The sequence below is a fragment of the Streptomyces sp. NBC_01304 genome (genome assembly GCF_035975855.1).
In the GTDB taxonomy this organism is placed as follows: domain Bacteria; phylum Actinomycetota; class Actinomycetes; order Streptomycetales; family Streptomycetaceae; genus Streptomyces.
In genome coordinates this window covers 3,531,580-3,557,299 of the sequence record NZ_CP109055.1, presented here as the reverse complement: position 1 = coordinate 3,557,299, position 25,720 = coordinate 3,531,580, and the positions used below count along the sequence as shown (strand labels likewise).

The window sequence follows — 25,720 nt, the reverse complement described above, 5'->3', positions numbered from 1 at the left end:
GCCGAAGGGGGTTGGCGCCGATATGGCGTCAACCCCCTTCGTGTGGGCTGGGGTTACTGCTGGCTCTGTTACTGCTGGGTCCACCCCGGCGGTACGCTCCCGGGCTGCTGCTGCTGCTGAGGCTGAGCCGGCTGGCCCTGACCCTGCGGCGGCTGGGGCTGCTGCTGCCACCCCTGACCCTGCGGGGGCTGACCCTGCTGCGGCGGCTGTTGCTGCTGCCAGCCCTGGCCCTGCGGCGGCTGGGCGTAACCCTGCTGCTGCGGGGGCTGCTGGCCCGGGTGACCCTGCTGGCCCTGCTGGGGTGCGTACCCCTGCTGCGGCTGCTGCTGGGGCGCCTGCTGCGGCTGCTGGCCGAAGCCCTGGCCCTGCTGGACACGCACGATGTCCTCGGCCACCAGTGCCGAGAGGTTGAAGTACGCCTCGCGGGTCTTGGGCCGCATCATGTTCAGGTCGACCTCGGCGCCGGCCGCGAGGTGCTCGTCGAACGGCACCACCTGGACCGCGCGGCAGCGGGTCTCGAAGTGGGCGACGATGTCGTCCACCTTGATCATCTTGCCGGTCTCGCGCACCCCGGAGATCACGGTGATCGACCGCTGCACCAGGTCCGCGAAGCCGTGCGCGGAGAGCCAGTCCAGCGTCGTCGAGGCGGAGCTCGCACCGTCCACGGACGGGGTCGAGATGATGATCAACTGGTCGGCCAGGTCGAGCACTCCGCGCATCGCGCTGTAGAGCAGACCGGTACCCGAGTCGGTGAGGATGATCGGGTACTGGCGGCCGAGCACGTCGAGCGCGCTGCGGTAGTCCTGGTCGTTGAACGTCGTGGAGACCGCCGGGTCCACGTCATTGGCGATGATCTCGAGCCCGGACGGCGCCTGCGACGTGTAACGCCGGATGTCCATATAGCTGTTGAGCTGCGGAATCGCCTGCACCAGGTCACGGATGGTCGCACCCGTCTCACGCCGCACACGGCGGCCGAGCGTGCCGGCGTCCGGGTTGGCGTCGATCGCGAGGATCTTGTCCTGGCGCTCGGAGGCGAGCGTGGCACCAAGGGACATCGTGGTCGTCGTCTTGCCGACGCCGCCCTTGAGGCTGATCACCGCGATGCGGTAGCAGGACATCACCGGCGTACGGATCAGCTCCAGCTTGCGCTGCCGCTCGGCCTCTTCCTTCTTGGCGCCGGGCTTGAAGCGGGACGGGCCCTGGTTGTTCTTCCGGGTCTTGGGCTGGTTGCGCAGCAGCCGGTCGGAGCTGAGCTCCACGGCCGCGTTGTAACCGAGCGGGGTCCCCGGGGCGGCCTGCTGCTGCGGGGCCTGGGCGCCGGGGCCGGCCTGACCGGGGCCGGTGGGCGCGGACCAACCACCCTGCGCCTGGGGGGCGTTGGGCTGCTGGGGCGGCTGCTGCTGAGGCTGCTGCTGTTGGGGCTGGGGTGCCTGGTACTGCTGCGGCTGCTGTTGCTGCGGAGCTTGCTGCGGCTGGTAGGGCTGCTGATGCTGCTGCGGGGCGGCCTGCGGGGGCTGCTGCTGAGGCTGGGCCTGCTGCTGCGGCATCGGCTGGGCGGGCGGCTGCTGGCCGGGGTGAGGCTGCTGACCCGGGTACTGCTGGGCCGGCTGGGCCTGCTGCGGCGGGACGGGCTGCGCGGGGTGCGGGTAGCCGTAGCCGGGCTGGCCGGGAGCGGTCTGGGGGTAGCCGTAGCCGGCCGGGGCCTGCGGGTGCTGAGGCTGCCCGGCCTGGGGGGCCTGCGGCTGCTGCGGTGCCTGCTGGGGCTGCGCGGCCGGGGCCTGCTGCGGGTAGCCCTGGCCCTGCATCGGGTGCTGGGGCTGGGCCTGCGGCTGGCCGGGCTGTCCCTGCAGTCCTTGCTGTCCCTGCTGGGCGGGCGGCAGCGGCTGGGCCGGTCCGAAGGAGCCGGGCGGCGGGGTCTGCTGCTGGGGCTGGGCCTGCTGGGGCTGGGCCCCCTGCTGGGGGTAGCCGTAACCGCCGGGCTGGGCCTGAGAGGGGTCGGGCTGGTAGCCCTGGGGGAGCGGCGGGAGCTGGGGCGCGACGGCCTGCGGGTCGGTGGCGACGGGGGCAACGGGCCCGGCGGGAGCGACGGGCTCGGCCGAACCGTCCGCCGCGACAGGGGAGTTGACCCCTGCGGCCTCCTCCTCGTGCTCCGTGGTGGCCGACTCGCTCGCTACGTCGCCGGATTCGCCGGATTCGCCGGTGACAGTGGCGTCGGTGTTGGCCTCCGCCTGCTCCGCCACCTCGTCGTCATCGTCATCGTCGTCGCCGCCGAAGAGGCGAGCGGCCTCGGCGTCGGCCGCTGCGTAGTTCAGCGGTGCGACCGGCTCGTCGCTGCTCTGCTGCTCGGGCACTTCGGCTTCGGGCTGAGCGGCCGGAGCCGGTTCCTCGGCCGGAGCCGGGGCCGTCGCCGCGCTCGCGGAGTCGTCGTCCAGCGGACGCAGCACCGGGAAGCCGGGCGCGGCCGGTGCAGCCGTGGCGGGCGCGGGCGCGGCAGGAGGAGCGGCGGGTGCGGCCTGCTGCTGCGGGTAGCCGTACCCACCGGAGGTGTCCTGGACGGGCTCGGGTGCACTCGGCGCGGCCTGCTGCTGCGGGTAGCCGTACCCACCGGAGGTGTGCTGCACCGGCTCCGGCGTGCTGGGCGCGGCCTGCTGCTGCGGGAAGCCGTAACCCCCGGTCCCGCCCTGCCCGGCCACGGGCGGCGCCACGGCCTGGTGCTCCTGCGGATGTGCCGGAGCGGGCGCGGGCGCGGGCGTGGGTGGCTGGCTCTGGGCCGGCGCGGGCGTGTACTGCTGCTGGGGCTCGGCGGCGGGGGGAGCGTAAGGCTGCTGAGGCTGCGCGGGCGGACCCGCCGGCGTACCCCCGGGCGGACCGAGCGGCGGGCCGGTCGGCGGTGGCGCGGACGCCTGCCCCGTGTCCCACTGGCCGGAGCCACCCTGTGAGCTCTGGTCGTACCAGGCAGGAGGCTCGTAGACGATTTCGAACTCGCCCGTGAGGTCGAGCTCACGGTCGTCCCCGTCAGGGGACTGGCCGCCGCGGTACTCGGACCGATCCCTGTTCACTGCTTGCCTCCTGGTCAGCAACTGCTGCTTAATGCGTTTTCGTCGCGGTCGGTCTGCCGGGCTGGCGCGTCCCCCGCGTCCCCCCGGCCCGCGGCGTTCACCGCATCACCGCTGAGCCTAATCTTTCGCACCCCGGTACGGAAAAGTGACGCCGGCCGCTGACCGTTCCCGCCGACGCACCGGTACGCGTACCCGTAGCGGAATTGCTCAGTCCATGCGGCGGGCCACACCGAGCAGCCCGGTCTCCGCGTCCGTCGGCTCCGTCATCACGAACTTGCGGTGCTTGCGGGTGCACCACAGTGCGACGTTGTCCGACAGGGTCGGAAGGAGCTGCAGATGCTCGGCGGGGATGCCCAGGGTCTCGCGTACGACCTCGGTCTCCTGCGGCGAGATCCGCTGGATGCCCACCAGCTGGGCCTGCGCCAGCCAGCGCGGCGCGTGCTCGCCGACGTACGGCAGCACGGTCACGACGGACTGCCAGGGCAGCGACGTCACCCGCCCGCGCGGGGGACGTACACCACAGTCACGAATCAGGACGACGGGACTCGACACGGACGGACCCTGCGCGGGAACCCGCCCCACGGGGTACACGGTCACACACTGCTGACCGCCGCCGGCCGCCTGGGCGAGCTGCGTCCACACCTGTGGACGGCCCGTCTCGACGGCCACGCGCGCGCCGGTCGCGGCCGCGCGCAGCGCGAGCACCTGGGCGAACCAGAGGCCGCCCACGACGACGACGTCGAAGGGAGTGGGGCGGGCGAGGCCGAGGACCGCGGGCTGTGATTCCGTGTCCGTCCCGATGATCACGCCGTCGTCGCCGATCGGCATGCTGATCGCGGCCACTTCCTCGGCGGACACGACATGGCGGTTGCGCCGGGGGCCGCGCAGGCCGAAGCCCGGGCTGAAGATGCGGCGTTGCTGTGGCTGCTGCGGCTCCGGCTGCTGGAGCAGCGGGATCATGCCGGTGTCCGTCGGCGAGGCGACGTGCGCGGGCCTGCGGGCGGGGTTCTGGCCCTGCTGGCCGTACTGCTGGCCCTGCTGAGGCTGCTGCTGGCCCGGGTTCATGGTCGGCGTGGGGTAGGACATCAGTAGGTACCTCCGAGCGGCAGGGTCGCGAGAGCACCGGGAACCTGTTCCCTGTCGAGCCGCACCAGGCCGACCTTGGAGGCGCTCGCGGCGCGCTCCAACTCGCGCCTGACCTGGCCGAGTTCATTGTCACCGCGGCCGGTGATCCGGACGTGCCCGGTGACCGAGATGCCGCGGTTGCCCGCCTTCGCGAGGGTCATGCTGAAGGTCGTGGCGAGCACGGGCAGCGAGGTGAACTGCGTGACGAGCTGCGGGAGCGCCACGCCGCCCTGACCCAACTGCGGCCAGCGGGACACCCAGTAGGTGGTGTGCCAACGGTCGTCCACGCGCCAGCTGCGGACGGATTCGACCGTACGTCGCTGACTGGGGCGGCCGTCCTGCCCGGGCTGGTGCTGGGCGTTGGCCCGCGGGTTGAGGCACGCGGACGTGGCGAGGGCCTGCACGAGCTCGCTCTCGTCCAGGATCGTCGCCTCGAAGCCGGCGCCGGCCAGGCGGCTGGCGAGCTGGTCGGCCACCCGAAGGAGCGCACGCTGTGCGCCGGGCACGCCGTCACCCCGGGCCTCGACGGCCTCCGGGCACAGCTCGGGGTCGAGCTTGAGCGCGACCCAGGTGAGGCGCAGGGCCGGCGATCCGGCGGCGGCCTGCACGGGCGCGTAACTGCGCGCGGCGACCGACTGCTGAGGCAGGTGCGGCGCCGGCGCGGGCTGGGTGTGCTGGACGACCTGGGCGGAGGCGAGCTGGATGCCGTCCACCTCGAGTGCCTCCTGGATCAGCTGGAGCGGCAGCTGCCGCCCCGCGAACTCGGGACGCAGCGGCTCGTCCCCGGGCTGCACGAAGAGCACGGCCGTCAGGAAGGACCCGTCCCCGATCATGCCGATCGACCGGTCGTCACGGGACACGAACGAGTACGTACGCAGGGCCGGGTCGCATTCCACCGCCGGCGCCAGCATGGGATCGGTCCCGGGCGGCACGGGCAGCTTGGCCTCGCGCTGACGTCGCTTGAGGGCACGCGCGGTCTCGAACCACTCGGGCAGCGGACGGTGGTGCCGGCGCAGGATGGCCAGGAGCACGAGGATCGCGGCGACGGCGCCGGCGGGCGCGAGCAGCCAGCGCTTGTCGGTGACCCAGGCGGCCAGCATGATCGCCGCGGCGAGCTCGACGAGGACGAGCTGCTGCAGTCTCAGCGGGCCCATGCCGCCGGGACGGGGCAGGGTCCGGGGCGCCGCGGAGGCAGGGGTGGTCGGTGCGGGGGCCGGAGGCTGTACGGGCCCACGGCCGCGGCCTTGCTGCTGCGGTGCGCGGCGTCCGCGCCGAGTGCTCGTAGCGCTGCTCATCCCCCGGGACGTCCCTTTCGCGAAGTGGTGGCCCTCGTGCCCACGTTGGTGGCCTTCGTGTCCACCGTGATCGTGCCCACGTTGGTCGTTTGGATCGTCACGGTACCCGCTGGGACTGACAGGGCGACACAGGGGCCGGACGGTGAACCTGTCATGGATACGTAACTGTGAGGAACCTGGTGGCGGAGGGGCCCATGGGGCAGGGCATAGTAGGTGCCCTGCACGTTGAAGCCGCCTTTATGTACGGCCGGGATGCCGGGAGTGAAGGCGTCCTTCCGGGGGCCTGCCAGGGCATGTATGGGGTCTTCCCGGGATCTTTCACGTCGCGGAACTGCAGGAAAAAACGGGAGAATCGGGAGAGCTGGGACACATGGCAAAGCGTCGGGATGAGCTCGCCGCCTATACGTTCGCTCGCAAGCGCACCGTCGCTGCGTTCCTGGCGCCGTCCCCCGGGGGCTCCGAGGAGGGCGCGCCGCGCCCGATTCGCACCGTGATGCCCAGTTTCGCGGTGGCGATCGTCCTTGTCATCGGCTTCATCGCCTGGGGTGTGATCAAGCCGAAGGCGCCCGTGGGGTGGGACACCCCCGGCGAATACATCATCGTCGACAGCGACTCCACGACCCGCTATGTCGTCCTTCCTGATGAAGTGCCGGGCAGCAGCAAGAAGGTGAACACCCTTCACCCCGTCCTCAACTACGCCTCCGCCAAGCTGATGCTCGACAAGGGCAAGGGCAAGGTCATCGAGGTGCCGGGCAAGGAGATCGACAAGAGCGACATCCCGCATGGGGCGACGCTCGGTATTCCCTACGCTCCCGACCGCCTGCCCAAGCCGGAGGACGCGGAGAAGGAGAAGACCTGGGCCGTGTGCGAGCGGCCGGCCAAGTCCGGCACCGCCATCGACCGTGCGGTGTTCGTGCTCGACGACGAGGATGCCAAGTCGGTGGCGGGCCGCGGAAAGGTCGGCGGCAGTGAGGTTCTGTATGTCAACGAACCCACCACGGAAACGGACTTCCTGATCGACAGCAAGGGCAACCGGCTGGCGATCGGCGGGCCCAAGGTGAAGCTCACCAAGGACGAGAAGACCACGGCCGCGAAGCTGAAGGCCACCGCCATCGGCTCTCAGAACATTCCGCAGCAGGTCAGCAAGGAATGGCTCGCCACGCTCAACGAGGGGCAGGCCATTACGTTCCCGACGGTGCCGTCCATCGGAGAGCCGACCAAGGTCAAGGGACTGCCGGCCGATGGGTCCACGGTGGGCCGGGTCCTCGAGGCCGATGACGATGCCCAGGGCAAGATGTACTACGTGGTCCTGAAGAACGAGGTCGCCGCCGTCACGCCGTTCGTGGCCAAGCTCCTCCTGGCGTCGCCGGCCGCCGAGGTGGCGTACGCGACCAACCAGATCCACGCCATCCCGGCCCGCACGACGTCCATCATCGACGCCAACGGCGGGCAGGCGAAGCCGTTCTACGGTGACAAGGGCTGGCCGCAGGAAGTCCCGGCCCAGGCCAACGGCCCGGAGACGGCCACTGCCGCGGCGAAGGACACCTCGTGCAGCGTGTACGACGGCAGCATCGGCGCCGACAAGAAGCCCAACCTCACCGCCTGGGCCGGTACGACGTACCCGAAGAAGGTCATCGCCGAGTCCCTGAACGCGTATGTCTCCTCGGGCTCGGGTCTCCTCTTCACGGAGGTCCGCGGCGCGGCGGCAGCCGGCGGCGCCCAGTACCTACTGACGGACACGGGCCTGCGCTACTCGCTGCCGAAGGGCAACGACAACGCATCGGACAAGACGGGCACCGGCTCCGGTTCCGATTCCGGCTCCGACTCCGGCTCCGGGGGGCAGCCCAGCGAGACGGACAAGGCGCGGACCCGGCTCGGCTACGAGAAGCTGACCAACCAGATGTACGTTCCTTACACGTTCGCGCAGTTCATCCCCAAGGGGCCGACGCTGGACACCGGAAGCGCTAAGCAGGCGCAAAGCCAGTGACGCCCGGACACCCCAAGTCACCTGCGCGAACCGTCGGTTGACGGTGCGCGCGGGGCGTGTGCGGGCTTCGCGAATCACGAAGCCGTAGCACGCGTGTGTGAAGTCTGTAACTGATCGCTCATGCCGCTGGATGTGTGACAGACGGACGATAGAGTGCTACTAGCGCTCATTGATGTGACGCAGATATGACGCAATTCCGGGGAGCGGTACGGGCTTCCCGGTCCACAACCACATGGGGGAAGGTTCACCATGGCCGGCCAGTTTCGGGTAACAGAAGACTCACTCGCCAAGCTCTCGGGCGACATCGACCGGGCGAACGGCTCGATCCAGGGTGAGATCAGCCGTCTCAACGGCGTGATCGACCAGATCGCGGGCGGCTGGCAGGGCCAGGCGGCCAAGTCGTACCACTCGCTTCAGGAGCGTTGGAACCAGGACGCGAAGAAGATGAGCGACATCCTCCGGGACATCAAGGAAGCCGTCGACTCCACGCGGACCAACTACACCGCGTCCGAGGAGCAGCAGAACTCCGAGATCAGCAAGATCATGTCCGACTTCGGCTGATCGAGCCCGCTCGCTTCACCTCTCCGACTTCCTTCTTCCTGAAAGGGATCGACGATGTCCATCCTCGTCAATTACTCCACGATCATCAACGCGTCCCAGGACGTGCGCAGCACCGCCGGCAAGATCAAGGGCCAGCTCGACGACATCGAGTCGGCGGTCAAGGCCGTTGCCGCCACCTGGGAGGGTGAGGCGCAGGAGGGTTACCAGCGCAAGCAGAAGGAGTGGGACACCACTGCTGCTGACCTGCACCAGACCCTGCTGAAGATCGCCACGGCGCTGCAGAACTCGGCTGACGCCTACAAGGCGACCGAGACGGCCAACGCCAACACCTGGAACTGAGCCTTCGGCTCAAGGTGACTTGAAGTGCATCGAGTTGGGACGGCCCGGTGGGCGCCACGGCGTTCACCGGGCCGTCCCGCCTCTGCCGCCGGGCAACCGGCAGCAATCCAGATCCAGCAACATCCAGCAATGGTGAGTTCCGTGGAGTCTCTGACGACTTCGCGGGCTCGAAGGTCCTGGGGGTCCTGAACATGGGGGTCCTGACACCCCGTTCGCGTCGGCGTACGAGTACGAGTGGAACCCGCGCACTGCAGCGGGCCTTTGGCGTACTCGCTGCGACCGGAGTCTGCCTCGCCTCGGCTCCGCCGGCGTTCGCCGCTTCCGGTATCCCCGCATCCGCGCCGGCCGCCAGTGACGAGTGCGAGTTCGGCGGGGAGAACCTCAAGTCCACGCCATGGTCGCTCCAGCGCATACTTCTTGACCAGCTCCGCGAGCAGGCCACGGGTGAGGGCGTCACGGTCGCGGTCATCGACACGGGCGTGGACGCCGGTAACAGTCAGCTGACTGACGCTCTCAAGGGTCCCGGCAAGAGCTACGTGGGTGGCAAGGGCAACGACGACCTGGAAGGTCACGGCACCCGCGTCGCAGGCATCATCGCGGCCCGCCCGATGGACGGCACCGGCTTCGCCGGCATCGCTCCCAAGGCCAAGATCCTCTCCTTCCGCTACACCGGAGGGGCCGACGACAAGCACCAGGGCAACTCCAACACCATGTCTGACGCCATCAAGGACGCGGTCGCCGCGGGCGCGGACATCATCAACATCTCCTCGGACACGGAGAAGCGCAAGGACAACGCGATCCTCAGGGCCACGGTCGCGAACGCGGTCAAGGACGGCAAGGGCCCGCTGATCGTCGCCGCCGCCGGCAACGACGGCGCGGACGGCAAGTCCGCCGACACCTACCCGGCCTCGTACCCGGGCGTCCTGGCCGTGGCAGCCTCCGACCGCAACGACGAGCGCGCCTTCTTCTCGCAGTCCGGATCCTTCGTCGACATCGCGGCCCCCGGCATGGGCATGGTCTCGACGGTCCCGAAGGGCGGCCAGTGCTCCTCGGACGGAACGAGCTTCGCCGCGCCGTACGTGGCCGGGGTCGCGGCGCTCCTGAAGGAGAAGCACCCTGGCTGGACGGCCGAACAGATCGCCACGCGCATGCAGGAGACGGCCCAGCGCACGGGCCGTGGCCCCAACCGCTACGTGGGCTGGGGCGTCGTGGACCCGATTGCCGCCGTCTCGGACGACTCCACTCCGGGCAGCTCCCCTCAGCCGGACCCGCCGGTGAAGATCGGGGCTGGCGGGGCTGTCCCCATGGAGGTCACGATGGGGGAGAGCGAGGCGGAGAAGGAACAGCGGATCGCGCTGTATGTGTTGGGGGCGACCTTGCTGTTGGTGTTGATCGCCAGTGGTAGTGGCGTTGCTTTGCGGGACTGGCAGAGGAAGCGGGGTGGGTCTGCTGGTGCTGGTGGGTAGTTCAGGGCGTTCTTCTAGGTATTTGCGTCAATTGCGCCGCTTGGGCGGGCGCGGAGAAATTGGGAAACAGGGGAGAGGACACGGGGTATGAGTGACGGCATGCGGGTTGATCTGAGCGCACTGGACGAGGTCATCCGGAAGCTCTGGACGTTGCTGGACGACATGGACAAGGCGGGGGAGACGTCGCGGTACTCGACGGAGATTCCGTCCGGGGCATTCGGCGCGAACTGCAACTTCATGGAGGCGTCCGACCTCCACATGGCGCACAAGGACATGAAGACCAGCCTGGAGAGCGCGATCAAAGGGCTGCACGGATTGATTGACCAGTTCGGTAAGAGCACCTCCAAGGTCAAGGACAAGTACACCGAGCAGGAGTACGCGAACAGGAATCAAATGGGTGGTGACTCTGGGGGGCCGAGCGGAAACAAGTGGGATTAGCAGTCCGATCAAGCATCACCTGTTGAGGGGAAGGGTTCAAAATGGCCGGTGAAAATGGACAGCCGAAGCCGCCAGTAATCGAGGGCGCAACCTGCACCACAGGACGCCCGGAGACGAAGACCGACTTCATTCAGTACCCGCTCAAGGAACTCAAGCAGATGCTTGACGGTACAAACCCGGGTGCGATCGAGGAGGTTGGCCGCCACTGGGGCAAGGTCAAGGAGATCCTCGCCGGAGGCAAGGACGGCGAGGGGATCGCTGGCCTGTTGGACAAGGCAGTTAACGATGTCTTGGAGCACTGGGGCGGGGAAGCTGCCACGTCCTTCGCCAAGAAGGCGCGAACCATCTCGCAGAGCGTCAGGAATGCCGCCTGGCATGCTGACCTGAATAGTGGTCAGATGACCGATGCCGCTACTCAGCTGCGCACCTACAAAGCACAGTTGGATGACATCAAGGAGCCCAGTGGCTGGGCGAAGGTTGGTGACGCTCTCTCCGACTGGCAGTGGGATGACGGCTCATCGACGGCCAATGACCTCAAGGACCGCAAGCTGACCACTGCAGAAGTGGCGCAGATCAATGAGGGCAAGATCGGTGCGAGCCGGGAAGCACAGCTCAACGGCGTTGCCGTCATGGAGAATCTCGGGGCCCAGTACATGCGGGTCACGCGGAATCTCAAGAACAACCCGATCCAAGATGATGGCGAAGGCAACATCAAGGAGCCCAATCGCAACGTCGAGATCCCACCGCCTGTAGTGCCTGGTGGCACAGGAGGCGCATCCCGGCCAGGCGCTGTGGGCTCGGGTCCCAAGCCGTGGAGCGCAGGCCCGCCCAAGGGCGTTGATCAGGCTCCTGCCGTTCCGCGACCCAAGGGCATCACGGGAGGCTCACAGCTGCCGCCCTCGACTGGTACGAACGTGGACGGCATCAAGCCCGGCCTGACTGGGCCGGGCCCTGGCACGGGTGGGCCTGGACCCATCGGTGGTGGGGGTGGGACAGGCCCCGGCGGCGGAGCAGGCCCTGGCGTGATGGTTCCCAGTGGTGGCGGTGGTCTCGGTAAGGGCGGCGGTCGCGGTGGACTCGGTATCCCGGGCGCCGGCGGTGGACGAGCCGGAGGCCTGGGCGGCTCCGGAGCCGGCCGTAATGGTGCTGGCCGCGCTGGCATGGGCGGCATGGGCGGTGGAGCCGGTGCCGGTGCTGCTGGCCGCGGCGGTGCCGGTGCCGGTGGCCGTGGAGCTCTGGCCAAGGCGCGCGGCGGTGTCGTTGGTGCAGCCAAGGGCATCGCCGGCAAGGGTGCGGGCAGTGGCTCGGGTCTGCACGGCAGCCGTGGCGGTTCACAGCGCGGTGGCATGATGGGCGGCGCTGGCGGCATGGGTGGTCGCGGTGGCAACCGTCGTGGGGAAGAGGAGAACGGGGGCGAGCGTCCCGACTGGTTGGTCGAGGACGAGGAGACCTGGATCTCTGAAGAGGACCGCAACCGGAACGTGCCGCGCAACATCGAGTAGGCACACGTGAGCGAGCCGCACGGAAGATCCGTGCGGCTCGCCTGTATGAAGACTGGCGGAACCAGTCGCAGTTGAGTGAGGAGCAGGGAATTGGGTGCCAAGCGAGTCTGGTCCACGGCGGGAGTCGTGGCGTTGACAGGAGCCTTGCTCCTCACTTCAGCACCGACTGCCTCGGCTGATTATGTCCGGGACCAACAGTGGGTCCTGGACGTATTCAAAATGAAGGACACCTGGGCGCAATCTCAGGGTGAGGGCGTCACGGTTGCCGTCATTGACTCAGGTGTGGATGGAAGTCATCCAGACCTGCGTGGCCAGGTCCTCGAAGGCAGGGACTACACAGGCGGTGGGGATGCCCAGGAAGACAAAATTGGGCATGGCACTAGAATGGCGAGCCTTATCGCTGCACATGGTCACGGTCCAGGAAATTCCTCCGGCATGATTGGATTTGCGCCAAAGGCGAAGATCTTGCCTTTGCGTACCCTTCAGGGGAAGGCCGATAAGAACCTGGATGAGACCTGGGCGCCTGCGGTTCGATATGCCGTGGACAAAGGGGCCAAGGTTATCAATCTGTCTTTCGGTGATGAGTACAGTAAGACTGGATCTGACGGCCGCGAGGCGATTGCTTATGCCCAACAGCGTGACGTGATTGTTGTTGCGGCAACAGGGAATCATGGCGGTGGCGTTGCAGAACCGGCGGCGTTGCCCGGCGTTGTGGCCGTCGGTGCCGTGGATAAAGAGGCCAACCTCTGGGAGAGCTCCGCAACTGGCAAGCAAGTGACATTGACTGCCCCAGGTGTCGATATCTTGGCTGCGAATAAGACCAGGGCGCAGGGTTACGGTATTGCCAGCGGAACCTCAGATGCCACAGCCCTCGTATCAGCCACCGCCGCACTAGTCCGGGCTAAGTACCCTGATCTCACTGCGGGGCAAGTGATCAACCGCCTCGTCAAGTCGGCTTCTTTCCTCGGCCATAAGGGTCTGACAGCTCCCGACGAGGAGTACGGCTACGGGATCATCCGCCCCAATAAGGCGCTCACGATGGACATCCCGAAGGGCCCCAAGGAGGGCCCCTTGGAGCAGCTCCCGTCAGGTACCGAATCCAAGGCGGGCGGCGCCTCCGCAGGCGGCGATGACGGTTCAACTCAGGCCAAGGAGAAGGACTCTTCCTCCAGCGGCCTGCCTTTGCCTCTCATCATCGGAGGCATCGCAGCTGTAGTGATCGTCGGCGGCATCATCTTCGCCGTAATGCGCACCCGCCGAAACCGAGGCGGCGGCGGCCCCGGCCCCGGTGGCCCCGGCGGCGGCATGGGCTACCCGCCGAACCAGAACCAGCCTTACCCCACCGCAGCGCAGGGCCAGCAGTACCCGACCCCTCCGGGGCAGGCCCCGCAGCAGCACAACCCGTATGGGGGGCAGGGCCAGTAAGTTCCGTGTCGGCCGGGCTGGTTGGCTCCGGCCGGCACGCTGTGCTCCCCGGCCGCCGCCACCCCGAGGCCGGCGGCGCATCGCACACGCATCCCCTTTCCTGGGCGAGATCGACCGGGACGGGGGATGTACGCATTCTGCCGCCGAGGCGCTGAGGGGCATCCTTCGTCCTGCACGCCCCTGCGCTCCGCATGAGCGTGCACTTGCGAAGCCATGACGGCTCTCCGTCCGATCACAATTCCTGCACGGAACCCGTACGACCCCTGGTCCGCCTTGCGTTCGCGAAGGCCATAAGGTCTTGTGTGACTAACGGGGAGGGCGTATCAGAAGATGCGAGAGTCGCCCCGGCTGACCCTGCAGAACGCATTTGCTCGCAGGCCGGCGGAGATGACGACCTTGCGTTGCGTGTGACCGGACCGCGCACCGTGCCCCTCGCCAGAGGAACGCGCGAGAGGGAACCCATGTCCTATCCGACGCCGCCGGGGAGCGGTAACCCGTACGGGCAGCCGCCTCAGCACGGGAGTTGGCAGCAAGTGCCAGGTTCCCCGCCCCCAATGACCAACGTGCCTCCGCAGCAGCAGCCACAGCCGCCGGTCATGCCGCCCGTGACTGCCCCTGTCCCCCCTCGGGCTCCGAACGGCAACGGCGGGCGCACGGCCCGCATGGTCGTGGGCTCACTGCTCGGCCTCTTCGGGGTGCTGGTACTTGCAGGGGGAGGCGCCCTCGCTGCGCACGCCTACAGCAACAGCCAGCAGCCGCTTGCCAATCCTGAGTATGGCGAGGCTGTGTGGAGCGACGAGTCGCCGGACCGCGTCTTCCCGGCCACCATCGGCAATCGAGACTCGCGCATTGGTGACCTCACCAACCCGAAGTACGCGATGTGGCACCGTCTCGGCATCTCGCCCGACACCACCTGCGACAAGGGCCTGGACGGGCAGACCCTGAAGTCGGCCCAGGAGCTGGGTTGCAAGGCCGTACTGCGCGCCACTTACGTGGACCCCAGCGGAAACATGGTGGCTACGGTCGCGATCGTCGTCCTGCCCGGGGCCGAGACCAAGAAGCAGCAGCTGGCCCAGGCTTTCGAGGACCTGGGCGGCAATGCCGGTGCCGTGGTGCCGTTTTCCGTGCCGGGCACCCTCGCGGCGCACTGGAAGGACGGGCGCAACGGCGCCGCTCTGGAAGCTCCCACAGCGGAACATCTCCCCTATGCGGTGGCCGCCACCACAGGCTCGGTGGACGGCCGTATCGCGGCAACCCTGCCCGGCGAGTGGGGCGACGATGACGACGAGATCCATGCGGACCGTACGTCCTACTTCGCCGAGGCGGAGCTCCTCACCCGAATGTTCAAAAACCACCTGGAAGACCTGCAGTTGAGTGGGGCCGATGACTGAGCGACGACGTACCACGACAGCCTTCGCGACGGCCGCGCTCAGCGGACTGCTCTGCGCGCTGGCGGTGGCCCCTGCCCATGCGGCCGGCACGCCCCGAGGGTGGGAGGCGGACGCCCTGGGTCTGGCGGCGGCGCAGCGTGACGCCCAGGGCGAGGGTGTCACGGTGGGGCTCCTGGACACCGGGGTCGTGGCCGACCATCCCGCGGTCAAGGGAAAGATCACCACCGGGCCCGACTTCCGTAAGGGCACTATCACCCCGTCGAGCCCCGAATGGGGTTACCACGGAACACACATGGCCTCGGACATCCTCAAGGTCGCGCCCAAGGCCAAGATCCTCTCGGTCCGGGTGAATTCCGAGGAGGACAAGCGGGACGACGGATCCCTGGCGAAGACGGATGGCACCCCGCTTGCCAAGGGCATCGTCTATGCCGTCGACCACGGCGTCGACGTCATCTCGATGTCGTTGGGCACGGGCGAGGTCGACGACTATGCCGACGAAGACACAGCACTGGCAGTCGGGTACGCGGTGAGCCATGGTGTGACGCTTCTGGGCGGTGCCGGCAATGGCGGCGACAAGCTCAACCAGCCTTCTGCACCTGGTGGTTTGGCCGGAGTCATCGCGGTGGCCGCGACCCAGCGGGGTGGGGGGCGCGCTGATTTCTCCACCGTGCACACCTACAACGAGGTGGCCGCGCCCGGAGTGGAGATCGCCGGAGCCAAGAACACCGGCGGATATGAACGGATCCAGGGCACCTCACCCGCCACCGCGCTCGCGTCCGGTGTGGTGGCCCTGATGCTTTCGAAGAACCAGAAACTGACGCCCGCGCAGGTACGGTCCATCCTCACACGCACCGCTCACCACCCGTCGGGCGGCTGGAACGCCGAGGTCGGGTACGGCCAGATCAATGCCGCCGCGGCGGTCAAGCGCGCAGCCTCCCCTCCGGCGGACAAGACCGCGCCGATCGGCCACAAGGGCACAGAGCACTTCGCGACCCCTGTCGGAACACCTAAGACGACGCATCCGAACATGGAACAGGGCTTGTGGCTCACGGGGTTGGGTGCAGCCGGAGCGGGTCTGCTGATGCTCATCGGCGGCGTACTGGTGGCCGTGCTGGGGCGTCGGAAGGCCGCGACGGCCGGGATGGTCGGCGGGGGGACTTGGCCCTCCGCGTCAGGTCCCCTCCCTCGCTGATACGGCACTGTGTGCGCGCCAACCGAACGGTAATCGGATCAGTCGTGCTGGAACTGGGTCCAGAGCGTAATCCTTTGTGGAGATATGCGCGGGGCACCCTCTGACGTGCTGAGCAGCGGGTGCCCCCTGACAGACTCACCGGTTCCGTTCGGCGTTCGCGCGGCGGGAGGCGTGGAGCCGCAAGGCCGGCTCGGCGTGCAACACGGCGAGACCCAGAGGGAGATCTTGTGCCGGACGGTTTCTACATCGGCCACTCCGCGCTCGAGAAGTTGAGCGGCGCCTTCACCAAAGAGGCCGACGCGCTCGGCGAGCAGTTGGCCAAGTTCAAGCCGAAGACGGACGGCGAGGCCATCCATGACGGGTTCGGCTTCCTGACGGAGTCGGAGGAAGTGACAACCGCGTACATCGACTTGGCCGACCACATGACCAAGGCGATCCAGGGCCTGCAGGACCATCTCTATGAGGTCGCCGGCAAACTCTCCGACAACTCCCACAACACCGGAGCCGCCGAGCATGCCCTGGAGGATCTGTTCAAGGGGCAGAGCGCGTGAGTGACGAGTCGGTCGCGGAGACCGTCTACGAAGCCGGACTCGAGCTCTGCAACCCCGGCGGCGAGCCGGACGTTCTGCGCGACGCGGCCAAGGCTTGGGGCGCCATGGGGGACGCCCTCGACAAGTTCGTCGTCCACATGGACAAGACCGTCAAGGACGTGCACGGCGACCAGTGGCGAGGGCCGGCCGCCGATGCCTTCGTCAAGCACTGGGAAGAGATCAAGAAGTCGGTCGAGGACGCTCAGCCGAGCTTCGACGAGGCGAAGAAGGGTCTCAACGAGGCAGCGGACAAGATCGAAGAGATCAACGGTGAGATCCATCAGATCTACCTGGAGATCGGCGTCACGATCGGAGTCTCCGTTGCCACGTCCTTCATCACCCTGGGATTCTCCGCGGCTGCCGGGGCCGCGAACGCGGCCCGCCTCGCCGGACAGGCGGCAACAGCCGCCGCGAGGCTCGGCAGGATCCTGGCCACGATCGCCCGCTGGTTCGAGCAGCTGCGGACATTAGGGCACTCGAGCACGCTGCTGCGGTACGGCGTCCGCTACGGCGGTCCGTTCGTCGGGCGGACCGCGATCGAGATCGGCAACGGCGTCGCCACCAGCGTGATCACCGGCAAGGGTCCCGAGTGGGAGAACAACCTGGTCGGTGGGATCGCCGGGGCAGGGATGGGCAAGGCCGCGGATGTTGCTCTCGGCGGCAGGCCCGGTCGCGGGCTCGGTGAGTCGATCGGCACAGGCGCGGTCGGCGGAGCGAGCGGCAGTCTCGTCGGGGATGCCGCCAACTCATATGGCTGGTGGGCGGACCGGGACGATGAGTTCGACTGGTCGCAGTCGCTGATCGGAGCAGGCGCCGGAGCTGCCGGTGGCGGCGCCGGAGGCGGACTGACGCACGGATCGGGGGCCGGGGAGGCGCACGGCACCGGAGAGGGAGCCGCCAGCGGGGCAGCCGACGGGAACGGCGGCACAGCGGATGGCGCTTCCGGCGGCGCAGCCGATGGCGCCGGCGCGGCCGGTAGGGACGGAGCCGCCGGCAGGGACGGAGCCGCCGGCAGGGACGGAGTCGCCGGTACGAGCGACGGTGGCGACCGAGCGACGCCCGACGCCGGGACCGGTGGCGAAGGCGAAGGGCTGACGCAGGAGCAGCGGAACGCGCTCCGCGACGAGGCGACCAACAGCCGTGTGGGCGTAGAGACGGGTGCGGCAGGCAACCGGCTCAAAGAGGCGGACGGCCTTGAGGACGACCTGGACGAAGGGCAGCGAAAGACGGCCCGACGGCTCCGTGAGCACGCTGAGAACACGAGTCTGGTGGGCGACTTCGGATGAATGGTGCGGACGGAATGCGAACGACCGACTTGAAGGACGGCGGGCTTCGCAGGCTCGGCCCGGGCATTCTCCTGGGCAGGGTGGCGGCCTGGTCCGCCGGCTTCCTGGTGACGCTGCTCCTCGGGTGCTGGCTCTTCATGGAGAAGTCCACGCTGCGTGATGCGTTGGTGCTGGGCTGCGCGGTCGTCCTCGCCGTCCTCGCCCTCTCCGCGTGGGTGCTGCGACGGGCATCGGGCAACCCGGACCCTGCGATGGTCTATCGCGCCCTGGCCGCCCGCTCATCGACCACATTGGAGGAGGGGCCCAAGGAACTCCCCGCGAGGTTGCGGAGCACCTCCGCGCTGCTGAACGGGCAGGCCCTGACCTTCTACGGCGGAGTCATGGCACTGATCCTGCCGCTCGCTCTCGGGGTGGGCACCCCCACGCCCACGGGTAAGGCCGCCGAGATCGCTTCGGCGGGCGTGGTGGTGCGGGTGCTGCCGGTCGTGTCGGTGCGGGACGTCGTCAGGGACCGGCACAAGAACGGCAGTACGTACTTCTGCACGGTGACGGTGACGCTGCCCCCGGCCGATGGGTCCGGGAGCGGGCGGCGCGTCGACTTTCGCTCGGAATGGTCGGATCCCGCCGAGGTCGGCCGGCCTGCCTACGTCGCCTACGCGCCCGACCGCCCTGGACTGGGAGCCGTGGGCGACGACGACAGGGCCAGCGTCGACCGTGAACTCACCGGTCGAGCCATGGACAACTGGTGGACCGGGATTCTGGGTTCGCTGTGGCTGGTACTCCTCGCGGGCCTGCTCCTCGCCTCTTTCACGGGCCGCAGGGACCAGCGCTTTCCGCGGCGGCTGCGCGGTGACGAACGGGTACTGCGGGCGGGTATTTCCGGGTACGACGGTTATGGGTCGGGGAAGGCGCGCATCCGTCTGAGCACTTCCGCGGGCCCCATGCAGTTGCGCGTCGAGGTGGACAACGCCCGATACGTGGACGCGGTGGGCGGCGCGGAAGGCCATCTGGTCTGGGTGCCGGACCGTAACCGGCACGGCGGCCGGAAGGGGCCGCACCGCACCGGCGCGGTGTTCATCAGTGATGCCGGCTGGTTCATCCCGGGTGGGATCGCGCCGGAGGACGAGGAGCCCGTGAGAGCGGCGGTGGCCGAACAGCACGTTCCTGTTGCCCCGTCGGGCGAGGGCCGGTTGCTGAACCTCGACGCCGGCTGGCTCCTCAGCATCCCGAACCACCTGATGAACGTCCTGCTGCTGTGGACGCTCGGCGTGCTGATGCTCGCCGTTCCCGTCCCCTCGGCCGCTTGGCGCCTCGTCGTCGGAATCGCCTGCACCGTGGGCCTCCTGGCCTACGGCATGTACCTGGTCGGGAAGCAGGACACCGTGGTGCGGAGCAGGTCCGGCGACAGGCGGGATGCGGCGGGGTCCGCCGCGTAGCCTCACGGGCTAGTGCCGTCCTCCTCGAGCTGGGCCAACGGCCTCCGCCGGTGCGGGCCCCCACTCACCCGTTCCAAGTACGCACTTCGCTCTGCCCGCCCATGTCGTACTCCTTCGCCTGCCCCGACTGATGGAGCCTCGCCATCTCGGCGTCCGAGACGTTGCCCATCGCCGGTACCGGAGTGCCCTTGGTCGCGTCCCAGTTGTAGCGGTCGTACACATGGGTCTGGTAGCGGATCGTGGTCTTGGGCTCGCCGTCCGGGCCCGGGACGACCTCCACCTGGGCGACCGTGTTGTAGTGGAAGGAACCGACCGCGTGGTACCAGTCGGGGTCCCTGTCGGCGGTCCAGCCCTGCCAGCCGGTCTGCTGGACCAGCTTCACCGGCTTTCCGGTGCGCTCGTACTCGGCGAGTGCCTGGGCCTCCCAATTGGGGGCGTTCTCCGCCATCTTGGTCTCGACGTCGCGGTTCATGTCGGGGAGGTCGTCCATCATCGCGTCCACGTCGATGTCCAGCGGTTCCCCGGTGTTGGAGAGGTAGTGCAGCATGTGCTTCGCCGACTGGGGGCCGCCGAGCACCGCGGGAGAGCCCATGGCGAAGAAGCCCATCTTGTTCTTGATGGCGCGGTCCTCGTCGGTGGCCTCGCGGGTGTTGTAGTCGCCGGCACCCTTGTCGGGCGCGGGCGGCGGAAGCAGCACTCCGCCCCCGCCGGAGAAGACGCGGTTCAGGTTCTTGGCGCCCTCGGTGTCCGCCTTGACCGCGGCCTCGGTCTGGTCGTCCAGGACGGTGTACGCCACAGCCTTCTTGATGCGTTCGAGCTCGTAGCCGGTGTGTTCGTTGACGTCGGCGGCATAGCTGAGGGCCGCGGTCACGCGGGTGAGGAGGCTGTCCGCGTCCTCCTGGTCCTGGCGGGCCGCTCCCGCGCTGTCCGGGTCGTTGCGCGGGTAGTTCCGCTCGGGGATGGTGACGCCGCCGCTGTTGTGCAGGGTCAGCCCCTTCGCCTTGGCCATCTCCTGGGCCTCGTCGAGCCAGGTGGCTGCGAGCTGGAAGCCGTTCTTCGCCGCGTCGAGGGTCGCCGCGGCGGCCTTGGACTCGCGGTGCGCGATGGTCAATTCCTCGTGCAGCGCGGTCAGTTGTACGCGGGCCATCATGGAGGCGGGGCCCTCCCAGACGAACGGCAGCTTGAGCAGCACGTTCTGGACGTGGTCCCGGGCCTCGGTGGCCGCCGCCGCCAGGTCCTCCCACTCGCCGCCCGCTCGCGACCAGGCCTCCGGGCGTACGTCGTCCAGTTCGCCGACCGTGATCTCCTGCCGCGCGGTCGCATCCGCGTGCGAGTGGTCCTTGCCCTCCGGCCGGTCAGTGAGCGTCGCCATTACGCATCCCCCTCGAGCGAGGCGAGGATCGCCTGGAAATCCTGCGCCGTACGGTGTTCCTGAGTCGTGTAATTCGTATGCGTCTGGCGCATCTTGTCGGCCATGGAGCGGCATTCCTTGGCGAGGCGGGTGATCTCCTCGTCCCAGTCGCCCGTCGTCGCCTTGAGCATCTGTCCGCTGGTGAGCATGTTGTGTACGCGGGCTGTGGTGTCGGACTCCGCCAAGCCCTTGTCGGCCTTCTCGAGGATGGTCGCGGCCAGGTCCAACTCGTCGGCCATCTTGTCGAGTTCGGCGTTGCTGACGCCGTAGCCGTTGTCGTCGGCGCCGCCTGCCTGGGTGGTGGGGGCGCCGCTCGGACCCGAGGTGCCGGCCGGGCCGGGGGCCGCGCCGGGTCCGGCGCCCGCCGACATGGTCTGGATGCCGTTGGGCTGGAAACCGGGGTCGGGGTTCGTGCCGGGCGCGGGGTTCCGGTCGCGGATGTCGGTGGGGCCGTCCGGGGCGGGCATCTGGTGTACCTGGCCCGGCTGTTGTGTGTCTCGCGGATCGAGGCCCGTGACCGGGGTGGTGGGTGCCTCGATGCGGGGATCCGGGCCGGTGAGCGGAGTCGTGGGCGCCTGGAACCGCGGGTCGGGCGCGGTGTCCGCCGCGGACATCGGCTGCAGACCGCCGTGCGTGCCGGGGCCCGGGTAGGTGCCCGGGGACGGGTCGAGGTCGCGGACGTCCGGGCGGGCGTCCGGCGTGGGGGTGTCCAGTTGGTGGCCGGTCCGTGGGTCGGGCCCGTCGTTCGGGGTGGGAATGCCCCCGACCCGTGGATCCGGTCCCGTGTTGGGCGCGGATATGGGCGCTACGGAATCAGGCTCGGAGCTCACAGCATCCCCCTGTGCCAACGCGTGCCCGCTGCGGGGCAGCACGCTTCTGCGACTTTGCGATCAGTGATCAAACCCTACTTGATCTCTTCAAGTGGCCCGCAGAATGGGTCAGTTGGGTCAGTTGGGTCATCCACTGACATTGCTTCGCCCGCGGAGTGGGTCAGTTGTTTCGTTCGCCGACAGTGGGGCGTCCCGCAGGAGGAGCGTCGATGTTGGTGCACCTGGCCGTCTGCCGGATCGCGTAACGGGTGATGTCCGCAGTCAGGTCGGCCATCGCCTGGCGGTGTCGGGCGTCGTCGGGGCGGAGCCGGGGACCGGTCACGCTGACATCGACGAACCGGTGTCGCTCGCTTGCCGCCCCCTTGGGGAGCACGCAGGCGAGGGACAGCCTGGCGATGGTCGTCGTGCCGGGGTTGATGTACCCCTTGGCCGGGCCCCAGGCGAGGGCGCTGCCCTTGTCCTGCACGCGGTCCGTGATGCTGGCGCGGCTGATGTCCTGATCCTGCAGAGTGACTGCCAGCTGGACTGCCTCGCCATCAATGGTGATGACGCAGATCGCCTCGTCGGTTCGGCCCGAGCCCTGCCCGAGCGGGTCGGTGAGCCCGCCGTACGTGCCGGTGAGATTGCGCATGGAGAAGTCATGCGCCGGGGAGTCGACGAGCTGCTTCAGGGCGCGGGACGGAATCGTCGTCTCGCACAAGGTCGCCGGGATGCCGGGCGCGGCAGCCGAGTGGGGGTCCTCCGCCCCGTCACCCGAAGACAGCCACCAGCCGACCGCGCCGGCCACGGCCGCGAGGACGACAACGGACGCCGTGATGAGCAGGGCGGAGCGCGTCCCACGAGGTCTAGCCATGGTGCGAGTCCTCCCACTTCGCGCCTGCCGCGTGACTCTGCCCCGCCGTCTTGCCGGCGGCGTCCTTGATGTCCTTGATGGTGTCGGCGTTGTGATGGCCGTGCTTGCCCGCGCGTTCCGCGGCTTCCCTGGCCGAACGCACGGCCTCCTGCTGGCCGTTGGCATAGCCCTCGCCGGCGTCGTGCTGAGCCTCTGTGGTGCTGTCCTGCTTGATGGACTCCATGACGCTCTCCTGGATGTCCTCGATGGCCCACCCGGCCACATCGCCCACCACCGGCACCCTTACGGCCCCGGTCACGAGACCGGCACCCCGGCCGACCCACTTGTTCACTTCTTCGGCACTGCTGTTGAACTCGTCGTCCTCGGCCCGCTTGGTGTCGAAGACGGCATCGGCACGCGCTTCGCTCATGATTCCCGCGATCATGGACCCGGGGTGCACCGCGTTCTCCACCCGTGTCTCGATGCGCACCTGGGAGTCCGTCTGCCCGTTGACGGCCTCGTTCACCAGGCCCTGGGTGAAGGCCTGTTGTGAAGCGGTGATCGCCTTGTACGCGTCGGGGTCCTGGCCGACCTGGCTCAGGAAGGCCTCGGTGGCTGCGGAGGGCAGGCGTGCCGAGGCGCCGTGCACGGGGAGATCGTCGTCACCGGAGACAGCCCGCTGGAAGTCGCCCATGTAGTCGGCCGTGATGTGCCCCAGGCTGTCCCGCATGGACTCCAGCGGCGCGCCGCTGTCCCCGTTGATCAGCTCGCCACCGTGCTCGCCACCGAACTTGTTCACGATGTCCTTGACGAGAGCGGCCTGCTCGGCGCTGTGCTTGGGCAGCTCCTTGCCCTCGTAGTCGTACGCGTTCCCGGTGGTCGCCGCCTCCAGTGCGTGCCCCAGCGCATCCGGCCCGTGCACCACGGCCTTTCCGCCGTCCTCGGGGTCCCGGCTGGCCGTGTCCGCCATCCACTCCCGGTCGGAGTCGGTGAAGTAGCCGAGGTAGCTGTCGACCTTCTTCCCCTCGTCCCCGTAGTGGGACTCGAGGTCGCCGCCCTTGGGCGTGCCGTCTTCGTCGTACGCGACCACGTCACCGGTGAAGAAGTCCTCTGCGGCCTCCGGGCTGTGGCCGAGGCCTTCCAGGAGGCCGGTCATCGGGTCGAAGCCGTCACCGCCCTTGCCCGAAGGATTGGAGGTGATGGCCTCGTTGACGCCTTGCGGGGCATTGGCGGCCCAGATGTCCGGGTCCTCGGCCTCGAGCGACACCATGTGCTGGGCGATGGGGGTCAGGAAGGTGGAGTCGTACTCGCCGTACCGAAGGATGCCGCCGAGGACTTGATAGCCGTACGGGTGGTAGGCGTATCCGTCGTTCTCGGAGACGGTGAACTTCTGCGTTCCGAGTTTGCGCAGGCCGTCGCTCCACTCCTGCGACAGATGGGTCTTGTTGTCGGGATCGGTGGCGGTGGCGAGCGTGTGGCCCAGGTTGCGCTGCAGGGCCTGCACGCCCTTGAGCCGGGCCGGGTCCTTGGCTTCGGCGGACTCCGAGGTCAGGTTCGCGAAGAAGCCGAGTGTCTTCTCCTGCCCGAGGTTCTTGTAGAAGCCCGTGGAGAACTCGGGGTCCTTGCGGTTGGTCAGGAGCAGTTGGTTGAGCTGGTTGAGCTCCGTGTTCGAGATCTTGTCGCCCTTGCGTGCGAGCCCTGCGGCGCGCGTCGACTCGGCCTCGTCCACGGAGGACGCGCTCTTGGTGTTGAACGAGTCGTTGTCCGCGCCGTTGGCATCCCGGCGCAGTGCGGCACTGACGCTTTCGTCGACGCTCGTGATCGACTCCAGGATGGTCTTGAGCGTGTGCGAGGCGTCGTCCACCGCCTTCTTGCGCTCCTCCGCGAAGCCCGGTGCCGCGGTCGCGGTGGGACTGTTCCAGCGGGAGTCGACGTCCTCCACGCCCTTGTCGTCGATCTTCAGCCCGTTGGTCCGGCCGTCCGCCACGAGGTCGTGGAGCTTCTTCTGGTATCCGCTGAACTCCGTGTGTGCGTCACGGAGGAGCTTGGCCACGCGCCGGGACTCGTCGGCCGCGGCCTGATACTCGGCGGTGGCCCGCTTCATCGTACGGAAAGCGGCGGTGGCGGCTTCGCCCTCCCAATTCCCCTGTAGGACATCGTGGACACCTGCGTCGAATTGGAGCGCAAGGGCTTCGTACTTGTCGGGAAGCTTTTTCCACGATTTAGCGGCAGTGTCCAGTTTGGAGAGATCGGCTTCATTGAGGTACGCGAACGAGACCATGGGAGACCATTCCAGGCAAAGGGTTCCGGGGGGTTGGCGGGAATGAACGGATCAACCGAAGTCGCTCATCATGCTGCGATCGTTCTGGGCGCGCTCGTGGTCCTCGCGGCGCGTGTAGTTGCCGCGAGTGTCGTGGATCTTCTCGCTGATCGACTGCAGCATGGTCTTGAGGTTGATGACCTGCTGTCCCCAGCGGGTGTCCAGCTCGCTCAGCCCGCCTGCCGTGAGCCAGGCGCCCTCGGTCGGCGCGCTGCCGAGGGAATTCTTGTTGAGGCCGGTGATGGCCTCGAATGTATCTTCCTGCGAAACCTTGTCGGCATTGTCCGTATCGCCGCGAAGTTCCACCAGATTGTTGCTCGCCTGGTTGAGCTTGGCGTCGTCCACTTTGGTGGTGATGGAGCTTCCTCCACCGTCTGCAGGGCGCAATGTCCTAATCTCCCGTGATGTTCGCGGACGGACGGCAGGACAGCGGTGATCGGACGGGTCCGCAGAATGGGCGGGAGTTTATCAACGGCCGTGATCACGCTTTTCGCCTGATCCGAATCGCTACCTGAAATACGCAAGACCTCCACTTCGCCGGAGGCCGAAAAGCCGAATAAGAGCCACCTGTGCTCCACAGCCACGGCAGGGCATGTGACGATGAGGGGGCTGCCGCTGGTACGAGGAGTGCTGCTCATGACCGCCAACCCGCCACCACCTCTGGAGAACGCCCAACTTCCCCTGGAGAAGTGCGCCTTCGATCACCCGGAAACCCGGCGCAACTGGCAGCGGGCGCGGCTGCGGGCCGGCGCGATGCTGCCTCTGGTGGTGATCCTGCTCCTGGTCACCCTGACCGTGATGGGCCTGCTTGGCGACCATCCCCGGACGCAGCCGATGTGGATGCGCATCGCCGGGTTCGTCTGTGTGATCGCGGCGCCGTTCATCTTCGCCCTCGCGCTCTACTCGCTGGGCCCGATCATCCGGCTCCGCCGCATCCGCAGGATCCTCCGCGAACACCCCTGGGAGTATCGCGCGGCCGTACGTCCCTGCCCCGGGGTCAACGACACGATGGCGCTGCCGGTCCAGCTCAGGACGGACCCGGACGGCGACTGGTCGAGGACCATGCGCGCGATCAACCCGCTCCAACGCAAGCGCTGGACGGGCGAGATGGAACACGGAGCCTGGTTCGCCGGGAACCTCGAGGACGGCGGCGTGATCGCGGCACCCGGAGGCAGGGACCTCATGACCCTGGAGCGCGGCAGCCTGGGCTCGGGACGCCGCGGATAGGCACTCCG

General features: G+C 68.3%; 21 protein-coding genes. 13 read left to right on the top strand and 8 right to left on the bottom strand.

Annotated elements, in window-relative coordinates; all coding sequences use genetic code 11:
• Positions 1-68: 68 nt before the first annotated feature.
• The 3 genes from OG430_RS15395 to eccE all read right to left on the bottom strand — a co-directional run bounded on the left by OG430_RS15395 (position 69) and on the right by eccE (position 5,479).
• Entirely contained in the window at positions 69-3,059 is a 2,991-nt protein-coding gene (locus OG430_RS15395) for an SCO5717 family growth-regulating ATPase (RefSeq protein WP_327353065.1), read from the bottom strand.
• Between the two features lie 207 nt (positions 3,060-3,266).
• On the bottom strand, positions 3,267-4,145 hold the full coding sequence (locus OG430_RS15390; RefSeq protein ID WP_327353064.1) for a hypothetical protein: 879 nt from the start codon (positions 4,143-4,145) through the stop codon (positions 3,267-3,269).
• Positions 4,145-5,479: a type VII secretion protein EccE gene (eccE, locus tag OG430_RS15385; RefSeq protein WP_327353063.1), complete on the bottom strand. Its 1,335-nt coding sequence runs from the start codon at positions 5,477-5,479 to the stop codon at positions 4,145-4,147. Before eccE ends, OG430_RS15390 begins: the two co-directional genes overlap by 1 nt.
• Before the next feature lie 370 nt (positions 5,480-5,849).
• Here eccE and eccB point away from each other — a divergent pair, with 370 nt between their 5' ends.
• The 12 genes from eccB (at position 5,850) to OG430_RS15325 (ending at position 19,092) form a co-directional block, all read left to right on the top strand.
• On the top strand, positions 5,850-7,466 hold the full coding sequence (eccB, locus tag OG430_RS15380) for a type VII secretion protein EccB (RefSeq protein ID WP_327353062.1): 1,617 nt from the start codon (positions 5,850-5,852) through the stop codon (positions 7,464-7,466).
• 249 nt (positions 7,467-7,715) lie between these two features.
• Positions 7,716-8,027 (top strand): WXG100 family type VII secretion target, encoded by a 312-nt coding sequence (locus OG430_RS15375; RefSeq protein WP_327353061.1) that lies wholly within the window; start codon positions 7,716-7,718, stop codon positions 8,025-8,027.
• A gap of 54 nt (positions 8,028-8,081) precedes the next feature.
• Positions 8,082-8,366, top strand: a complete 285-nt coding sequence (locus OG430_RS15370; protein WP_327353060.1) for a WXG100 family type VII secretion target — start codon at positions 8,082-8,084, stop codon at positions 8,364-8,366.
• Between the two features lie 191 nt (positions 8,367-8,557).
• Positions 8,558-9,832, top strand: a complete 1,275-nt coding sequence (gene mycP, locus OG430_RS15365) for a type VII secretion-associated serine protease mycosin (RefSeq protein WP_327353059.1) — start codon at positions 8,558-8,560, stop codon at positions 9,830-9,832.
• A gap of 87 nt (positions 9,833-9,919) precedes the next feature.
• Positions 9,920-10,270 (top strand): hypothetical protein, encoded by a 351-nt coding sequence (locus OG430_RS15360; RefSeq protein ID WP_327353058.1) that lies wholly within the window; start codon positions 9,920-9,922, stop codon positions 10,268-10,270.
• A 41-nt stretch (positions 10,271-10,311) separates the two neighbouring features.
• The gene (locus OG430_RS15355; protein ID WP_327353057.1) at positions 10,312-11,772 is read left to right on the top strand and encodes a hypothetical protein; all 1,461 of its coding nucleotides are present in this window, start codon (positions 10,312-10,314) and stop codon (positions 11,770-11,772) included.
• A gap of 219 nt (positions 11,773-11,991) precedes the next feature.
• Positions 11,992-13,197: a type VII secretion-associated serine protease mycosin gene (gene mycP / locus OG430_RS15350; RefSeq protein ID WP_327353056.1), complete on the top strand. Its 1,206-nt coding sequence runs from the start codon at positions 11,992-11,994 to the stop codon at positions 13,195-13,197.
• A 605-nt stretch (positions 13,198-13,802) separates the two neighbouring features.
• Positions 13,803-14,588, top strand: coding sequence for a hypothetical protein (locus OG430_RS15345; protein ID WP_327353055.1), 786 nt, complete (start codon positions 13,803-13,805; stop codon positions 14,586-14,588).
• The gene (locus OG430_RS15340) at positions 14,581-15,780 is read left to right on the top strand and encodes a S8 family peptidase (RefSeq protein ID WP_327353054.1); all 1,200 of its coding nucleotides are present in this window, start codon (positions 14,581-14,583) and stop codon (positions 15,778-15,780) included. Before OG430_RS15345 ends, OG430_RS15340 begins: the two co-directional genes overlap by 8 nt.
• A gap of 227 nt (positions 15,781-16,007) precedes the next feature.
• Positions 16,008-16,331, top strand: a complete 324-nt coding sequence (locus OG430_RS15335) for a hypothetical protein (RefSeq protein ID WP_327353053.1) — start codon at positions 16,008-16,010, stop codon at positions 16,329-16,331.
• On the top strand, positions 16,328-17,656 hold the full coding sequence (locus OG430_RS15330; RefSeq protein WP_327353052.1) for a WXG100 family type VII secretion target: 1,329 nt from the start codon (positions 16,328-16,330) through the stop codon (positions 17,654-17,656). The genes OG430_RS15335 and OG430_RS15330 overlap by 4 nt, the downstream gene beginning before the upstream one ends.
• A 14-nt stretch (positions 17,657-17,670) precedes the next feature.
• Positions 17,671-19,092, top strand: coding sequence for a hypothetical protein (locus OG430_RS15325; protein WP_327353051.1), 1,422 nt, complete (start codon positions 17,671-17,673; stop codon positions 19,090-19,092).
• Between the two features lie 64 nt (positions 19,093-19,156).
• Here OG430_RS15325 and OG430_RS15320 read toward each other — a convergent pair whose 3' ends face one another.
• The 5 genes from OG430_RS15320 to OG430_RS15300 form a co-directional block, all read right to left on the bottom strand.
• A complete protein-coding gene (locus OG430_RS15320) occupies positions 19,157-20,464 on the bottom strand; it encodes a hypothetical protein (protein ID WP_327353050.1) in 1,308 nt (435 codons plus the stop codon).
• Positions 20,464-21,333, bottom strand: a complete 870-nt coding sequence (locus OG430_RS15315) for a hypothetical protein (RefSeq protein WP_327353049.1) — start codon at positions 21,331-21,333, stop codon at positions 20,464-20,466. Before OG430_RS15315 ends, OG430_RS15320 begins: the two co-directional genes overlap by 1 nt.
• A gap of 160 nt (positions 21,334-21,493) precedes the next feature.
• Entirely contained in the window at positions 21,494-22,186 is a 693-nt protein-coding gene (locus OG430_RS15310) for a hypothetical protein (protein ID WP_327353048.1), read from the bottom strand.
• Positions 22,179-24,269, bottom strand: coding sequence for a DUF6571 family protein (locus OG430_RS15305; protein ID WP_327353047.1), 2,091 nt, complete (start codon positions 24,267-24,269; stop codon positions 22,179-22,181). The genes OG430_RS15310 and OG430_RS15305 overlap by 8 nt, the downstream gene beginning before the upstream one ends.
• Before the next feature lie 228 nt (positions 24,270-24,497).
• Positions 24,498-24,830 carry a hypothetical protein gene (locus OG430_RS15300; protein WP_327353046.1) on the bottom strand — a complete coding sequence of 111 codons (333 nt, stop codon included), beginning with the start codon at positions 24,828-24,830 and terminating at the stop codon, positions 24,498-24,500.
• Positions 24,831-25,121: 291 nt separating this feature from the next.
• Between OG430_RS15300 and OG430_RS15295 the strand changes: the two genes are divergently transcribed.
• Positions 25,122-25,712 carry a hypothetical protein gene (locus OG430_RS15295; RefSeq protein WP_327353045.1) on the top strand — a complete coding sequence of 197 codons (591 nt, stop codon included), beginning with the start codon at positions 25,122-25,124 and terminating at the stop codon, positions 25,710-25,712.
• The last annotated feature ends 8 nt before the right edge of the window (positions 25,713-25,720 follow it).

Bases quoted from the DNA above. Each gene is read 5' to 3' on its own strand.
- OG430_RS15390 (WP_327353064.1), bottom strand. From the start codon at position 4,145: ATGTCCTACCCCACGCCGACCATGAACCCGGGCCAGCAGCAGCCTCAG.
- eccE (WP_327353063.1), bottom strand. From the start codon at position 5,479: ATGAGCAGCGCTACGAGCACTCGGCGCGGACGCCGCGCACCGCAGCAG.
- eccB (WP_327353062.1), top strand. From the start codon at position 5,850: ATGGCAAAGCGTCGGGATGAGCTCGCCGCCTATACGTTCGCTCGCAAG.
- OG430_RS15375 (WP_327353061.1), top strand. From the start codon at position 7,716: ATGGCCGGCCAGTTTCGGGTAACAGAAGACTCACTCGCCAAGCTCTCG.
- OG430_RS15370 (WP_327353060.1), top strand. From the start codon at position 8,082: ATGTCCATCCTCGTCAATTACTCCACGATCATCAACGCGTCCCAGGAC.
- mycP (WP_327353059.1), top strand. From the start codon at position 8,558: ATGGGGGTCCTGACACCCCGTTCGCGTCGGCGTACGAGTACGAGTGGA.
- OG430_RS15360 (WP_327353058.1), top strand. From the start codon at position 9,920: ATGAGTGACGGCATGCGGGTTGATCTGAGCGCACTGGACGAGGTCATC.
- OG430_RS15355 (WP_327353057.1), top strand. From the start codon at position 10,312: ATGGCCGGTGAAAATGGACAGCCGAAGCCGCCAGTAATCGAGGGCGCA.
- mycP (WP_327353056.1), top strand. From the start codon at position 11,992: ATGAAGGACACCTGGGCGCAATCTCAGGGTGAGGGCGTCACGGTTGCC.
- OG430_RS15340 (WP_327353054.1), top strand. From the start codon at position 14,581: ATGACTGAGCGACGACGTACCACGACAGCCTTCGCGACGGCCGCGCTC.
- OG430_RS15325 (WP_327353051.1), top strand. From the start codon at position 17,671: ATGCGAACGACCGACTTGAAGGACGGCGGGCTTCGCAGGCTCGGCCCG.
- OG430_RS15320 (WP_327353050.1), bottom strand. From the start codon at position 20,464: ATGGCGACGCTCACTGACCGGCCGGAGGGCAAGGACCACTCGCACGCG.
- OG430_RS15310 (WP_327353048.1), bottom strand. From the start codon at position 22,186: ATGGCTAGACCTCGTGGGACGCGCTCCGCCCTGCTCATCACGGCGTCC.
- OG430_RS15305 (WP_327353047.1), bottom strand. From the start codon at position 24,269: ATGAAGCGGGCCACCGCCGAGTATCAGGCCGCGGCCGACGAGTCCCGG.
- OG430_RS15295 (WP_327353045.1), top strand. From the start codon at position 25,122: ATGACCGCCAACCCGCCACCACCTCTGGAGAACGCCCAACTTCCCCTG.